Raw genomic sequence first — 15,798 nt, forward strand, 5'->3', positions numbered from 1 at the left:
AGGTACATACTCAGCCTGATTAAAGCCAATAATTCTTAAGTTCTTCTTCATGATTTTTGATAAAGGCGGCGACAGCGGCAGGAACATCAGAAGTAATATCTTTCCCTGCTTCCCACGTTTCGCGAACGAGTGTAGAGCTGATTCTGAAATCGAAATCGTCGATTATGTAAATTGATTTACCGCCCTTAATTTTCCATTCATTTTCAGAAATATTTTCAATACCTTCAAAAATGGCACCGAGCTGAGATCTCATATCTCCATCCTCTGCTTTAGGACGGCTGACAGCTATAATATTTGCAAGAAGTGGAATCTGCTCCCAGTCTTTCCAGTCGGCAAGAGAAATAAGAGCATCCTGCCCCATAATAAAAAACAGCTCGTCATCAGGATAACGTTTTGCGGCCTCAGTCAGAGTGTGTACGGTATAAGTCGGACCATCGGCAACCATGTCTATATCGCTGACCCCAAGTTCTTCAAAACCGTCTATCGCCTTATGAAGCATTTCGAAACGAAGCTCAGCGGGCAGCATGGTTCCGCGTTGTTTATGGTAAGGATTCCCCGCGGGAACAAACAGCACAAGATCTAGCCCTAGTCGTTTCACCACACCGGATGCAACATCCATGTGAGTATTGTGAACAGGATTAAAACTACCGCCGAACAACCCTATTTTCATAAATTACATCCTTAGAAAAAAATCCCAGCAAGCGCAAAAAGTCTCACCGGGATTTAATATCTTAATCAATTTTAACCGACAAATCGGTTTGCGAAAGAATCATCACTTTAACGACAGTACGATCTAATTTCTTACTTCCCAATTACCAAGAGAAACAAATTTAGTACTTGTCAGCTCTGTCGCGCCCATTGGTCCATATGAATGAAGCTTTGATGTAGATATGCCTATCTCAGCACCAAGTCCAAGCTGACCGCCATCATTGAATCTTGTGGAGCAGTTCACTCCGACCATAGAAGCATCGACTTCGCGCACAAAACGCATGGCGCGTTCATGGTCTTTAGTCAAAATAACTTCAGTATGGTTTGATCCGTAACGGGCCATATAGTCCTGAGCTTCATCCTGACTTGAAACAACCTTCACGGTAAGAATCAAATCAAGAAACTCATATCCATAATCATCAATGGTAGCAGCTATGGCACTCTTTCCAAGCAAAGACATGGAGCGAGGACACGCCCTGAACTGAACAGTCGGCCCTAGGATAGTTGCCATGGCAGGCAGAAAATCTTTTGCAATATCTTCGTGAACCAGCACACCCTCAAGAGCGTTACAAACTCCGGGCTTCTGAGTCTTGGAATTCTTTACGACATCAACAGCCTTTGCAACATCAGCATATTTATCAACGAAAATATGACATACACCTTTGTAATGTTTGAGAACAGGCATGGTAGCCTGATCAACAACAGCGCGAATAAGCCCTTCTCCGCCACGCGGAATGACAACATCAATATATTCATCAAGTTTAAGCAATGCGCTAACAGCCTCGCGATCTGTAACTGCAACAACCTGAGCCGCCGCTGAAGGCAGATTCTGGCTTTCAAGAGCTTTATGTATGAGAGACGCTAGCGCCAAATTAGAATGAATCGCTTCTGAACCGCCCCTGAGAATAATTGAGTTACCTGCTTTCATACAAAGCACAGCGGCATCAACAGTTACATTAGGACGAGATTCGAAAATCATCATAATAACGCCGAGCGGAATTCTCATTTTACCAACTAAAATACCGTTGGGACGTCTTTCCATCTTCTCAATTTCGCCGACAGGATCAGTCTGCGCTGCAACTTCGTTACATCCCTGAATCATATAATTAAGGACTGCAGGAGAAATTTCAAGGCGCTGCATACGAGCGCTATCTAAGCCGCGCGCTTTGGCGGCATCTAAATCTTTACGATTTTCCGCAAAGATGAATTCTTTTTCCTCATCTAACAAAGAAGCAAGTTTTAATATAACGCCGTTTCTTGTAGAGCCATCCGCGCATGAAATTTTGCGCGCTGCCTTTTTAGCCTTAGTGGCTACTTCTTTCATATCTTCTGACAAACTCATTTTAAATCACCTTCATTCAATATATATTTGCTAAAATTGCTTATTATCCACTAATTGATCAATTTGGCTACTAAGGATATTGCAAAAAAGTCAACTACCAATTACCTATGTATTGCTTTTTTGGGCATATACACTGTGAAATATACATAATATTTTTTCCTTTTTTTGTAATCTTTTTCAGGCACTTTAAAATTTTATCTATTTTTACAGCACCTTAACTTTAAAATTCGCTTTTGACCTTTTTGTCAGACTACTTTATAAAGCGCACTTAACTTTGTGCAAAATCCATCAATATCTTGGAGGCTCTTCTTTAATATGGAAGATAACAAACAGACCACACACGACATTCTAGACCAGGTGCAGGAAGCTGCCCCCGAAAGCATTCACCCTCTTCTCGACTTTCTCATTTCTAATGGAAAGATGATCTTGATTGGGATTGTAGCAATTCTTGTAATTGCAGCTGGGGCATCAGGTTACCAGTACATGCAGCAACAGAAAGAATTAAAAGCTCAAAGTGAACTGGGAGCAATTTTAATCAAGTATAGCGGCACTAAAAAGGCCGAAGAACTTGCGACATTCTTAGTTACTGCTCCTGCTGAGATGAAACCAGCTGTGGAATTGGCTCTTGCCAAAGCATGGATGGATGATTCTAAATTTATGAAGGCAGAAGCTGTCTGGGCTGAAATTGCAAAAGGCAACGATGCTATGGCTCCTGTTGCATCTATCGGTCAGGCAAAATGTCTTATTCTTGCTGACAAACCAAAAGAAGCTGTAAAAATCTTACAAGCACTCAAAAACACTTCCGGTGACACTTTTGGAAGTACCATTGACAGATTACTTGCTCAGGCTGCTGACAAATCTGGCAATACCCAACTTGCAATACAGGCTTACCAGGGTTTGCTAAGCAACAATCCTGCACAGAAGCTCTATTTCGAGAGCAGAATCAAAGAACTTAAGGCTAAGCTTTAATAATTAAGGGGCGCATTAATGGCTCAACCACTTCTCGCAGATAATCCAGGCCTGAAAAAGCTGCTGCTCGGCAATGAAGCTATTGTCAGAGGAGCACTCGAGGCTGGAGTTCAGGTTGTGACTTGTTATCCGGGTACACCTTCATCGGAAGTACCTGATACGTTCTTTCGTCTTTCCAAAGAGGGTGACTTTTCATTTGAATATTCAGTAAATGAAAAAGTCGCACTCGAAGTTGGAGGCGGAGCAACTCTTGCCGGAGCTATGACTCTGACAACCATGAAGCACGTTGGAGTCAATGTAGCGGCAGATCCGCTCATGACCCTCGCTTACATTGGTACCCCCGGTGGCCTGGTTCTGCTTTCCGCAGACGATCCGGGCTGTCATTCAAGTCAGAATGAACAGGACAACCGCTACTACGCACGCTTAGCAGGAATGCCCTGTTTTGAGCCATCCTCTGCGCAGGAAGCAAAAGACATGACTCGCGACGCTCTTAATATGTCTCGCGAAACGTCTACTCCTATTCTGCTCAGAACAACCACAAGAGTTAACCACCTGCGCGGACCAGTAGAATTCGGCCCTATCGCAAAGCTTGCTCCTGCGGCTGGATTCAAGAAGAATCCATCTAAATTTGTTCCGATTCCTGCATTTGCCCGCCCAATGCATGTTGCCCTGCTCAAGAAGCTGGAAGAACTGCGCGAGCTTGCTGAGAAATCAGAATACAATAAAGTTACTGGAAACGGTAAAGTAGGTATCGTCGCAGCAGGAATATGTAGAGCATATCTAAGTGATGCGCTTGCAGATTCAGGCTTAGCAGATAAATTCAAAGTTCTTGAACTTGGATTCTCTTACCCGCTACCTGAAAAGCTGGTTACTGACTTTATTTCATCTGTCGATAAAGTTCTCATCATTGAAGAACTTGAGCCATTCATTGAAAATGAAATTAGGATTCTAGCTCAGAAGAATTCTATTACGATTGAAGTAATTGGCAAAGATAATGTAAATCTGCCCCTGAACGGAGAGTACTCCACAGGTAATGTTTCTGCAGTGATGCATGAAGTTCTGGGACTGAAACAAGATAAAGTTACACTTTGCGAAGCTGAAGAAGGTCTACCAATGAGACCTCCGAACCTTTGTGCAGGTTGCCCTCACCGTGCGGCGTACTATGCAGCTAAAAAGGTATTCGGACCTGACGCTATATGCTCATCTGATATCGGGTGTTACACACTTGGAATTCTGCCTCCGCTTAATGCTGCAGACTTTCTGCTTTGCATGGGATCTTCCATTTCCGCAGGATCTGGGATTTCTAAAGCAGCAGGACAGACAACACTTGGATTCATCGGCGATTCTACATTCTTCCACTCCGGTATCACCGGACTAGTTAATGCGGTATTCAACCAGCATGACATCCTGCTCGTTATCCTTGATAACAGCACAACTGCCATGACAGGTCACCAGCCTAATCCCGGTGTTGAAACAACACTTATCGGCTCTAATCCAGCTCAGGTAAGCATTGAAGCAATCGTTAAAGGTTGCGGCGTAAATGATGTTCGCACTGTAAGCCCTCTGAATCAGAAGGCTATGACTAAGGCTCTTGAAGAACTTAAAGCTATTAAGGGCGTAAGAGTCTTGATTGCTAAAGATCCTTGCCCGCTGTTTGCAAAAAGAGCGCTCGGCAAGAAGCCCGGTCAGACTGCATACGTTGCCAACCAGAGCGACGATGTTATCCGCTGTATGGAAGAAATTGCATGTCCTGCATTTGAAAAATGTGAGGACGGCGTCAAGATTAATGAAATCCTTTGTTCCGGATGCATGCTCTGCCTGCAACTGACCAAAGACATTAAAGCCAGAAAGAGGAGCAGCTAATGAGTACACGCTTGCGTATCTTCATGACTGGAGTTGGCGGACAGGGAACCCTGACTGCAACAAACCTCCTCGCACAAGCAATTCTTGACAGCGGAACGGATTTAACCGCCGGAGAAATTCACGGCATGGCACAGCGCGGTGGTGTTGTTGAGTCTGCTATTCTTATAGGAATGGCTTCTCCCAAAATAGCACACGGCGAAGCTGACATCATCCTTGGCTTCGAACCGCTCGAAACTCTTCGCGCACTACCTTACTTGAAACCTAATGGAATTGTTCTTTCAAGTACTGAATACGTTGCACCACTTAGCGTTTCGACTGGTAAAGCTGAGCAAACTCCTTTGGAGCTAATCAAGGACAGAGTCAATGCATGCGCGAGCAAAGCATACTTCGTTCCTTGTCAGCGTTTAGGTCTCGAAGCTGGAGCTATCCAGAGCGGGAACATTGCGCTTCTCGGAGCACTCTGCGCAACGGGTCTCATTCCTCTGAAACCGGAAGAACTTGCAGAAACCATTAAATCTGTAATGAAACCAAAAATCGCGGACATCAACCTTAAAGCCCTGCAATTAGGTGTGGACGCTATCTCAAAATGATTAACATTTCGGCAGCCGCAACTAACCTTGCGGCTGTCGACTTTTCTATAGACTTAAGACAACTGAAAATTTAGGCCGAAACCACGAATAAAAGCCCTTTACTCGGGCGATAATTCGAAAAAGCTGTAAATAAAACCAGCCAGGGCGGCACGAGCAAAAAACATGAGTATTACTGGACAGTCTGACAAAGCGGAAAATATTTATTTATCAACTCTGAATGAAATTCTAGATTCTATTGCTCCACATAATGATCTTGAGCCGAGCCTGAACGCTATTCTAAAAGTTCTAGCTAAAGACCTCCACTTCGAACGTGCATTTCTGGCCATTATGGACCCGAAATCAGAAAGACTGAAACTATCGATAACTCACAGTCCGGCAAAGATTGATCATGTGACTTACTCCCCCGGTAAAGGGGTAGTCGGAAGAGTTTATGAAACAGGCAAGGCTGTCATAATTCCACGCATGTCTGACAATAGCGATTTTTTAAATAAAGCTTTCGGGCGATCAGATGATGAATTAAAATCTCTTTCTTTCATCTGTGTGCCAATTATTAAGACAAGTGCAGACAACGAAAAACATGTCCTTGGAACAATCAGTGTAGACTCACCGATACAGCCGATGGACAACCTTCTTGAGCACACACAGTTTCTTGAAGTTGTAGCAGCTTTAATCTCCAATCAAGTCCTACGCCTTCAAGAAGAAATGGCCCTTCAAGCTCAAATGCTGAGTCAGGGCTCATTTCTCAGTGGTGGACAGGAAGTACCTCCCCCAGCTAATTTTGTTGCTACTTCTAAAAGCATCAGACAAGTCCTAAGGCAAGCCAGACAAGTTGGACCGAGCAGAGCTACAGCCCTTCTTCGCGGTGAATCTGGAACTGGTAAAGAACTCTTAGCTGAAGCGATCCATGCATGCAGCCCACGCAGAGAAAAACCTCTTGTTAAGCTCAACTGTGCGGCTCTTCCCGCTGAACTTGTTGAAAGTGAACTTTTCGGACACCAGAAAGGAGCCTTCACAGGTGCTTACCAAAATAAGCGCGGCCTGTTTGAAGTAGCCAACAACGGCACCTTATTTCTAGATGAAATCGGCGAACTTTCAATGGATGCTCAGGCCAAAGTGCTTAGAGCTATTCAGGAAAAAGAAATTCAGAGGGTTGGGTCTGAACAGCCTATAACAGTTGATGTTCGCCTTATTTGCGCGACTCACCAGCCTCTTGAAAAATTATTACGCGAAGGCAAGTTCAGGGAAGACTTATTTTACAGAGTCAATGTATTCCCTATATTCATTCCTGCTCTTCGTGAAAGACGTGAAGACATTTTACCTCTCGCAGAACAGTTCCTTGAAAGTTTTTCCAAAGAATATGAGAAAAATATTAAAAGAATTTCAAGTCCGGCCATCGACCTTTTCACTCAGTACCACTGGCCTGGAAACGTTCGTGAGCTAAAAAACTGCCTTGAAAGGGCGGTGCTCATTTGTGAAGAAGAAGTAATACGTACTTATCATCTTCCTCCGACTTTGCAGACTGCTGAAAGCACTGCAACAGACACATCTTTGTCGTTCGGGGAAGCTGTCGCCAAGTTTGAACAGGAGCTTCTTGTAGACTCCCTTAAAAAGGCTCGCGGTAATATGCTGCAGGCTGCTAGGGATCTCAGAGTTAGCTACCGCATAGTTAACTACAAAGTTAAAAAGTATAATATTGACGTAAAAAAATATGCCGGTGGCAAAAAGACTAAATAAATGAGCTTAAAAATCCGCAGACAGACAGGGTCATCCCCTCTCTTTACAGCCATGCTTGGTGTTCTGCTTATTATTGCATTTGGGGGCTGTTCTGGGAAAAAAAATCCAGGGCAGCCCTTTATTGTTCCATTCGATTCCAAGTATATTACAACTGAGAATAAGATCTCTGTTGCTCCTTCCTTAGAATACGATAGCAGCAGAGAACGGAGCTTTCTCTCCATCACTCAGCATAGATACTTATTTGGAAACAGCAATGGAACAGCTGTAATTACTGTCCTTCTTAATCGTAAATCAAATGTAGTAACCCCGGAAATAGGGGAATGGAATGCAGTCTCGGTCGGAGATTGTTTAAGCGATTCGGATGAAGTGCAGTGTTTTACAGCCCACGTAGATTGCCACCTAGTTAGAACGACATTCATTACGCTGGGTGAACGCAGTATTGCTGTCATTAAAGCAAGGGATAGAGCAAGAGAGCCACAAGAGCTATGCGAAAGATGGGATCTCCTAAATCTAACAGATATTCAGCGTGAAGGAGTTGAAGAATTTAATAGAGTTGCAGATTCTCTATTTACTTTCGACATACCAGTTCCTGAAGTTGCTATTCAGCCAGTAAGTGAAAGCAAAAAGAAAAGCAGTAAGAGGAAAAGAGTAAGGCCTTCCGATTTAAAATAATCGAAAGGCCTTTAATAATAGACATTTCTGACGGCTAAATTGAATCACCCTCGTCTTCTTCAACAACGACGCAATTCGCTTTCCACAATTCTTCAGGCTCACCAAAATTCTTCTTTGCTTCCTTGTAGCCAAGATTAAATGCTTTCACATTGATCTCAACAATTTTTGCTGGAAGAATTTCTTCAAGATTCTTGCGGATAATCTTTTGCTGAGCAAAAGGGAGAAGATAAGTCGCCGCACCAAGAACAATTGTGTTCATAGCCTGTACGAGACCAATTTTATTTTTCGCAAGAGAAGTAAAAGGCAACCCCAGATAATTATTTACTGGAGGCTGTTTTACAAGCTCACTCTCAATCAAAAGTAATCCGCCCGGCTTCAGGTTACGGTAATACATATTACACGCTTCCTGACTCAGTGCGATAAGCAAATCCACAGACTCTGCTTTAGGATAACTGATCTTTTCAGAACTTATCACTAAATCAGAACGACTTGCTCCGCCGCGAGCTTCCGGTCCATAACTCTGAGTCTGGGTTACATTGTATCCCTGACCAAGCGCAAGGCCCGAGCCCATAACTTTACCAAGAGTCAAAATTCCCTGACCGCCAAGACCAGAAAGACGTATTTCAAATCTATCTAAGTGCTGATTTTTCATTACGATCCTCCCTGACACCGTGCAGCCATTTCATAGAATTTCTCTTCCAACCCGGGGGTGTCCTTTTTGACAAAGACTCCTGATGGAACCTTCTCGCCACGCTCCTCTTCAGGAATGGCATCAAAACGATCACTTTGAATCACATTCTTCTTTAATGCGTGGAACATATCAACAGGGCTCTTAAACCCGTTTTTACGGCCATACTGAGTGAAGCACGGAGTCATAATTTCAACAACTCCGAACCCGGGATTCATAATACCTTCCATAATCATGGAATCTAATCTCTTCACATGGAAAACGCTTCCCCGCGCAACATAGTTAGCTCCTGCAGCAGTACAAAGCTTTGCACAATCGAAGCTTTGTTCCATCTGCCCCATAGGAGTTGTCTGTGTATTTGCGCCAGCAGGAGTAGTTGGAGAACACTGCCCCCCGGTCATTCCGTAGATATTATTATTCAATATAAGAGCAGTAACTCCAATATTTCTGCGAGCAGCATGGATAAGGTGATTACCGCCAATAGCCATGGAATCGCCATCGCCCATAACCACTATAACATGCATTCCCGGCTTAGCCATCTTAATGCCTGTGGCAAAAGTAAGCGCTCTGCCGTGGCAGGTATGAACTGTGTTAAAATCAACATAGGCTGCAAGTCTTCCTGAACACCCGATACCGGCTACGATACAGACGTCATCTTTAGAAAGACCGAGTCCATGAATACTTCTGATTAGCGAGCCAAGTACGATTCCATGTCCGCAGCCAGAGCAGAAAACATGGGGAAACTTCTTGTTATGCCTCAGATACTCGTGAATAAGTTGTGTTCCTTTAATATCTGCCATGGCTATACCCGTGTTAAGACTTTGAGGATTTCAGCGGGAGTAATGATCTGCCCGTCAACTTTATTAATGGTCCGTACACTTACCTGACCATTATTTACTCTTTTCACTTCTCTGGAAATCTGTCCCATATTCATTTCAGGAACGATGATGGTCTTCGCCCTGTACATAAGCTTTTCAGTAGCCTTACGAGGATAAGGAAAGAGTGTTTTAAGCTTCAAAAGTCCAGCTTTAACGCCCAGATCGCGAGCTTGCTTAACCGCAAGTTCCGCTGAACGGGCCACAGTTCCGTATGCAATTACAGCAACCTCGGCATCCTCGGTATCAATTTCTTCAACGATCTGAACATCATGTAAAAATTGATCAATTTTACGGAACAACCGCTCATTAAGTTCACGAACTTCATCAGGACGTGAAGTCGGAAATCCGTTTACATCATGAGTAAGTCCAGTCACATGAAATCTGTAACCGGAACCAATGGCAGGCATAGGTGGCACTCCCCTTACGGTTTCTTCGTAAGGCTTGTACCATTCCGGAGGCATGGTAGGAAGAGTTCTATTGAACACCTCAAACTCATCTTCGTTCGGAATTGTTATTTTCTCGCGAGTGTGTGCGGTTATTTCATCGATAAGAAGAATTACCGGGGTACGATACTTTTCAGCGAGGTTAAAAGCTTCAATTGTCATTTCAAGACATTCCTGAACATTAGAAGCCGATAAAACTATTATTGAGTGATCGCCGTGGGTGCCCCATCTAGCCTGCTGAACATCACCTTGGGCAGGAGAAGTCGGAAGGCCTGTACTTGGACCACCACGCATAACATTAACAATAACGAGCGGTGTTTCAGTAATACACCCATACCCGATATGCTCCTGCATAAGTGAGAATCCGGGACCGGAAGTGGCTGTAAGAGCTTTACGCCCGGCAAGTGATGCCCCGATTACAGCGCCAAGACCACCGATTTCATCTTCCATCTGGACAAATGAACCATTTGGGATCTTTGGCAACCTTTGAGCCATTATTTCCATTATTTCCGATGAAGGAGTAATGGGATAACCGGCGTAAAAATCACACCCGGCCAAAAGAGCTCCTTCGACAACAGCTTCATTACCTAGGGCAAAAATTTCTTTGTTTTTTTTCTTTTTGGGTCTGGCCATGGATTACACCTTATCCCTTTTCCTTAATGGATTTTTCACTTTCCACAGAACCGGTAGGAGAAGCATTGACCTGCCCACTCTTAGATCCTGCTGGGATTTCACTATCCACTTTAGGTTGAACCATTATCGCGAAATCAGGGCAATGAAGCTCACAAAATCCGCAATTAATACATTCTTCCTCTCTGACCACGACCGCCTTGCCCTGATCATTCAGTTCCATGACCTTTGCCGGACAAAACGCAGCGCAAATTCCGCAGCCTTTGCACCAGTCCGGAAAAATCGTAACTCTGCTTTTTCCCTTACTTTTGGCACTCATAACCTGATCCGGGTTCGGGGTAAATTTTCCATATGCCTCACTCTCACGAGAGACAAACGATCCTCTAAACAACTACGTCCTGAATTTTACAATAAAACAAGTCGTAAATTCGGCCTAGCACGGCAGAACCGCACATGCAACAGCAATCGATACTTTTAGTGCAATATTATAAACATTCGCACTGAAGTCATAATGAACATACATCAGCTTTTAAAAAAAATATATACATTATACATATTTGGCATAACATTTTATTGATCATGTAATCAGCTTTTTTGCAAAAAAAAAGAGCCAATTCTCAAAGGCTCTTTTAGTAATCAACTAATTTATATCATCAAAAATTATTGCGGAAAAAATCAATACCATCCTTTATAAACCCAAAAAAGTATCACCATTTAAAAAAGATTCAACTTGAGAGATTCTCATCGGTTTTGAAAAAAGATATCCTTGGCCAAATTCACAGCCCATATCTCTAAGCAAAGTTTCCTGATGCTCATTCTCTACCCCCTCAGCTACAACATATAACCCAAGATTGTGCGCCAAGTTAATAATAGCTTTAACGATCTCAACATTCTCAGGAGACTGACTCATTTTCTGGACAAAACTGAGATCTATCTTCAACTGATCAAGCGGGAACTCCTGAAGATTGCTCATGGAAGAATATCCCGTTCCAAAATCATCAATCGATACGAAAACTCCTGCCGACTGCAAGTGAGTAAGCATTTTAACAGCCTGATTAGCCCTTTCCATAATAGCTGTTTCCGTGATCTCAATCTTAATATTCTTTGGAGGAAGCTCGTACTTCTCAAGAGTTGAAAGAATATTATCAACAAGCGACACCTGTGAAAATTGCCGCCCGGAAATATTAATTGAAATCACAAGATCGGCGGCACTTTCATACCTGTTAATCCAACCTTTAACTTCACGGCACGCCTCATTGATAACCCAACGACCTAGTTCAAAAATTAATCCAGACTCTTCCGCCATCGGTATAAATTCGCCAGGCATAACCAATCCGCGCTCGGGGTGATTCCACCGCACCAAAGCCTCAAAACCCATGACTTCTTTACTTTCAAGAGAGTAAATTGGCTGATAATCAAGATACAGCTCATTATTAATTATACCGGCACGAAGATCTCTTTCGAGGCTCATAGCATTCATAGCCTTATCAAGCATGCTACGATTAAAAACTTTCATCTTATCACGGCCACTTTCTTTCGCCTGATGCATAGCCACATTAGCATTTTGAATCAGTTCTTCTGGCTTATCATAAGGGGTCGGACTGAGTATTATGCCATAGCTCGCAGCGATACTAATCTTATGCCCATCAACGAGCATGGGCTTACTGAGACTTTCTTTAATACGTCTGGCAATTCGTATTGCTTCGCGAGGCTTATCCAACTCTTCAAGTACAACAATAAATTCATCTCCGCCAAATCTGGATACAGTATCTAGATCACGAACAGCTTGTAGTAAGCGTTTGGAAACTTTAACCAAAAGCTTATCACCAATATTATGTCCAAGACTGTCGTTGATAACTTTAAAGCGATCAAGATCCATGAAAATGACTGCGTAGTAATATCCATCTCGTCTGCGTGAACGCTCAACAGATTTTAGGATTCTATCGCAACACAATGTTCGGTTAGCAAGACCCGTTAAAGGATCATGAAGAGCTTCATATTGGAGCTGTTTCTCCATGAACTTGCGTTTAGTAATATCTCGCAATGAAATTCGAACACCTAAGGAAGAACCGTCATCCGCGAGTACTTGATGGCCACTGAGCGAGACCCAGCGCATCAATCCATCCTTCCTAAACATCCTTAGATCAGTCCCATCGTTAGACTGAAATTTACCAACTAGTGCATCGTTCCAATGCCCTCTATCGTTTTTATGGAGCAGCATCTCGACCTTTCCTGCCCCTTCAACAAAATAATCTTTGGGAAAACCGGAAATTCTTTCACACGAAGGACTTACATATTTCACTATGCCGGTGGGACCAATCCACATCTCCCAGTCAAATGTGTAGTCAGCGATGGTACGATATTCTTCTTCGGAAGAACGAAGTGCTTTCTCCATACTCTTATAACTGGAAATATCGGTAACAAACGCAAAGATGATCTTTGCAAAATCATTTTCATACAGATTGCTGGCATGGATATAAATATCAATGTCGCGCCCTACATGGTTTGTAAAACTAAGCTCAAATCTATGATCTCCAACACTCTTCTCGTCGAGCTTATCTGATGCAAACTGCCCTAAAATACTTACTAGATTGGAGCCGAGAACCTCCTCACGAGGAAGCCCAATTAAACGGCAAAAAGCCGGGTTTACGTCAAGTAAAACCTGATTTTCATCAACCATTAAAAAGCCTTCCGAGGTAGTTTCTACCAACGCCCGATATCTTTTCTCACTCTTAATACTAGAAGCTGCGGCTTTTTCACGTTTGTATACCTCGCCCTTAAGAACCTCATTTATCTCTTCCAGCCGCTTTTCCCGGCTCGCTATTTCATCTGTCATGCGATTAAAACGAGAACCAATTTCGAGGAGTTCAGTGTACCTAAATTCAGCAAAATGATAAGAAAAGTCACCCATCGCAACTTTATCCATACCTTTGCGAAGTCTTCGCAACGGACGGCGGATAAAATAATCCAATAATAATCCAGTGATCACGTAGATGACAGCAACGGATGTCAAAAATGTAAGACTAGAAACAAAGAGAATCCAATCTAAATTACGAAGGTAGGCCTTATTGGAGAGTTCGAAATTAACAGATCCAATCCTTTCTTTACCAATATATAAATCTCGTGATCTGGAAATTGGATCTTCGTTATCTTCGCCAACTCGAACAAAATTGAAGAGAATATCACCATTAAGATCATCAATACGAAGTTTAGAAAACTGGTCATTTTGAGTATAAGCACTGCAAACATGTTGCAAGGAGACCATATCAAAGTTCCATATGGGAAAAGTAACCGATTTGGTAAGCTGCTCAATATAGATATCAGCCTTGTCCTCAACTTCCTGACGAAGCATATGAGATCGCCCAAAATATTCGTAAGCGGTAACAACTCCGATAATTATGGCAAGGGCAAAGACAAGACATGCTGAAAGATCTCTAGAAATTGATCTTTCACCTTTTCTAAATCTGAAATAAGATTTCTTCGAAGACGTATTATGCCCGGACATATTTTATTGCACCAAGCCAAAAATAAAATTGTTACTTAAATAAAATAAGCCCACTTTACATATGATTTGAAAACTAAATCACATAATACAAGCTACCTATCATAACATTTATTAACAAGTAGAATATGAGTCTATACTCGATCTTACCTAAATAAATAAGCATCATAAAACAAACATATTACAAATTACGCTCCTATATAGCGCCAGTAAACCACAACATTAAAAATAATTAGAATTTAATAGCTAGCTTAAATGCATTCAGAGGAAAGTTTCTTTTCTGCCAAAACTACTTCAGCCAAAGCATTAATCACGCACGCCGCAAGTGCTGAACCGCCCTTTCTTCCTTCGACCGAAATATAAGGCAAATTCCCACAATCCATTAGCATAGCTTTGGACTCAGCAGCATTCACAAACCCGACAGGCATGCCTACTATTAGAGCAGGAACTTCCATTTTACCAGATTCAATCAACCGGACAAGACGGATTAAAGCAGTAGGAGCATTACCAATAACGTGGATAGCGGGCTTGATTTTATCAGCAGCAAGCTCGAGAGCTGCGTGTGCTCGCGTGGTTGAATTTGTTTTTGCAGTCGCAATCACTTCAGGATCATTGATTAAACAACGAACTTCACAAGCAAGCGGGACCATTCTACGAACAGGTATTCCGCATTTAGCCATCTCGGTATCGGTAACAATAGTGCAACCGGATCTAATAGATTCGAGACCATTTTCTATAGCTTTCGGATGAAAACGAACAAGATCAATCAGTTCAAAATCAGCAGTAGTGTGAACCATTCTTCTTGCAATCTGCCACTCAACACCCTGGAATTTGCGAGGTTCTGGAACCTCAGAATCAATAATTTCAAAAGATTTTTTTTCTATATCACTAGGTTTTGCAACAGCAAGAAGATTATGTTTATCAGCCACCAATTGACTCCTTAATTAAATTTAGAGAAGAAGAAGTTCCCAAACGTGAAGCTCCGGCTTCAATTAGCTCGACAGCTTGGGAATAATTTTTAATGCCGCCACTAGCTTTAACGCCTACTGAATTTCCAACAACTGAACGCATAAGAGCAATATCTGATGCAGTTGCAGCCCCGCAGCTAAATCCAGTGCACGTTTTTACGAACGAAGCACCAGCTTTAACAGCCAGTTCGCATGCCTGCTTTTTTTGTTCATCAGAAAGAAGTCCCGTTTCAATAATGGCCTTTACAGGAACACCGTCAGCACCTTCAACCGTCAAAAGTATATCATTTAAAAAACTATTGATGTCTCCAGACTTCAGAGCCCCTACATTGACAACCATATCCAATTCATCTGCGCCTTTTTCAATTGCGCGCATTGCTTCGATCATTTTGACCTCAGCAAGGGTCGCTCCCGAAGGGAATCCTATAACAGAGCAGACTTTTGGCTTTTCAAATTTCAAAAGATGCGAAGCCTGAGCAATATGGCAAGGATGAATACATACCGAAGCAAATCCATATTCAACAGCTTCTCTGCAAAGCAGTTCAATATCAGATGGAACCGCAGAAATATCAAGAAGAGTGTGGTCAATATAAGAAGCTAAATCACTAAGTTTTGTCATGTCCGCCTCCACATTAAAAGTTTACCTGCTATTAATCTTAAATAATGAAACATTTATCAAATGGTACATTATTAAAATCAGCAAAATAAAGATCACAAATCTTTCATTAAAGCGACAGTAAGCCAATAAAGGCAAAGGGTCAAAAGAAGATCACTTTTAAAGCAGTTATTCAACTATTTATTAAGCAAAAAA

Annotated in this window: 14 protein-coding genes; 5 read left to right on the forward strand and 9 right to left on the reverse strand. The window is 42.4% G+C overall.

What is annotated here, in order from left to right; all coding sequences use genetic code 11:
- Positions 1-19: 19 nt before the first annotated feature.
- Positions 20-670, reverse strand: coding sequence for a nicotinate-nucleotide adenylyltransferase (gene nadD / locus BR06_RS0112970; protein WP_031483727.1), 651 nt, complete (start codon positions 668-670; stop codon positions 20-22).
- Positions 671-793: 123 nt separating this feature from the next.
- On the reverse strand, positions 794-2,050 hold the full coding sequence (locus tag BR06_RS0112975; RefSeq protein ID WP_031483730.1) for a glutamate-5-semialdehyde dehydrogenase: 1,257 nt from the start codon (positions 2,048-2,050) through the stop codon (positions 794-796).
- 315 nt (positions 2,051-2,365) lie between these two features.
- On the opposite strand from BR06_RS0112975, the gene BR06_RS0112980 reads away from it, so the two are divergent.
- The 5 genes from BR06_RS0112980 (at position 2,366) to BR06_RS0113000 (ending at position 7,878) form a co-directional block, all read left to right on the forward strand.
- On the forward strand, positions 2,366-3,019 hold the full coding sequence (locus BR06_RS0112980; protein ID WP_031483732.1) for a tetratricopeptide repeat protein: 654 nt from the start codon (positions 2,366-2,368) through the stop codon (positions 3,017-3,019).
- Positions 3,020-3,037: 18 nt separating this feature from the next.
- A complete protein-coding gene (gene iorA, locus BR06_RS0112985; RefSeq protein WP_031483734.1) occupies positions 3,038-4,882 on the forward strand; it encodes an indolepyruvate ferredoxin oxidoreductase subunit alpha in 1,845 nt (614 codons plus the stop codon).
- Positions 4,882-5,472 carry an indolepyruvate oxidoreductase subunit beta gene (locus tag BR06_RS0112990; protein ID WP_031483735.1) on the forward strand — a complete coding sequence of 197 codons (591 nt, stop codon included), beginning with the start codon at positions 4,882-4,884 and terminating at the stop codon, positions 5,470-5,472. Before iorA ends, BR06_RS0112990 begins: the two co-directional genes overlap by 1 nt.
- 162 nt (positions 5,473-5,634) lie before the next feature.
- The gene (locus tag BR06_RS0112995) at positions 5,635-7,206 is read left to right on the forward strand and encodes a sigma-54-dependent Fis family transcriptional regulator (RefSeq protein ID WP_031483737.1); all 1,572 of its coding nucleotides are present in this window, start codon (positions 5,635-5,637) and stop codon (positions 7,204-7,206) included.
- The gene (locus BR06_RS0113000; protein WP_051677094.1) at positions 7,207-7,878 is read left to right on the forward strand and encodes a hypothetical protein; all 672 of its coding nucleotides are present in this window, start codon (positions 7,207-7,209) and stop codon (positions 7,876-7,878) included.
- 34 nt (positions 7,879-7,912) lie between these two features.
- Here the strand turns inward: BR06_RS0113000 and BR06_RS0113005 are convergent, their stop codons facing one another.
- The 7 genes from BR06_RS0113005 to deoC all read right to left on the reverse strand — a co-directional run bounded on the left by BR06_RS0113005 (position 7,913) and on the right by deoC (position 15,606).
- Positions 7,913-8,530, reverse strand: coding sequence for a 2-oxoacid:acceptor oxidoreductase family protein (locus tag BR06_RS0113005; RefSeq protein ID WP_031483741.1), 618 nt, complete (start codon positions 8,528-8,530; stop codon positions 7,913-7,915).
- Positions 8,530-9,366 carry a 2-oxoacid:ferredoxin oxidoreductase subunit beta gene (locus tag BR06_RS0113010; RefSeq protein WP_031483743.1) on the reverse strand — a complete coding sequence of 279 codons (837 nt, stop codon included), beginning with the start codon at positions 9,364-9,366 and terminating at the stop codon, positions 8,530-8,532. The genes BR06_RS0113005 and BR06_RS0113010 overlap by 1 nt, the downstream gene beginning before the upstream one ends.
- Before the next feature lie 2 nt (positions 9,367-9,368).
- Positions 9,369-10,520 (reverse strand): 2-oxoacid:acceptor oxidoreductase subunit alpha, encoded by a 1,152-nt coding sequence (locus BR06_RS0113015; protein ID WP_031483745.1) that lies wholly within the window; start codon positions 10,518-10,520, stop codon positions 9,369-9,371.
- A 10-nt stretch (positions 10,521-10,530) separates the two neighbouring features.
- Positions 10,531-10,836 carry a 4Fe-4S dicluster domain-containing protein gene (locus tag BR06_RS0113020; RefSeq protein WP_031483747.1) on the reverse strand — a complete coding sequence of 102 codons (306 nt, stop codon included), beginning with the start codon at positions 10,834-10,836 and terminating at the stop codon, positions 10,531-10,533.
- Between the two features lie 369 nt (positions 10,837-11,205).
- A complete protein-coding gene (locus BR06_RS0113025) occupies positions 11,206-14,022 on the reverse strand; it encodes an EAL domain-containing protein (RefSeq protein ID WP_031483748.1) in 2,817 nt (938 codons plus the stop codon).
- A 248-nt stretch (positions 14,023-14,270) separates the two neighbouring features.
- Positions 14,271-14,948, reverse strand: coding sequence for a precorrin-8X methylmutase (locus BR06_RS0113030; protein WP_031483751.1), 678 nt, complete (start codon positions 14,946-14,948; stop codon positions 14,271-14,273).
- The gene (deoC, locus tag BR06_RS0113035; protein ID WP_031483753.1) at positions 14,941-15,606 is read right to left on the reverse strand and encodes a deoxyribose-phosphate aldolase; all 666 of its coding nucleotides are present in this window, start codon (positions 15,604-15,606) and stop codon (positions 14,941-14,943) included. Before deoC ends, BR06_RS0113030 begins: the two co-directional genes overlap by 8 nt.
- Positions 15,607-15,798 lie beyond the last annotated feature (192 nt).

Origin of the sequence: Maridesulfovibrio frigidus DSM 17176 (assembly GCF_000711735.1) — a bacterium.
Lineage (GTDB): Bacteria > Desulfobacterota > Desulfovibrionia > Desulfovibrionales > Desulfovibrionaceae > Maridesulfovibrio > Maridesulfovibrio frigidus.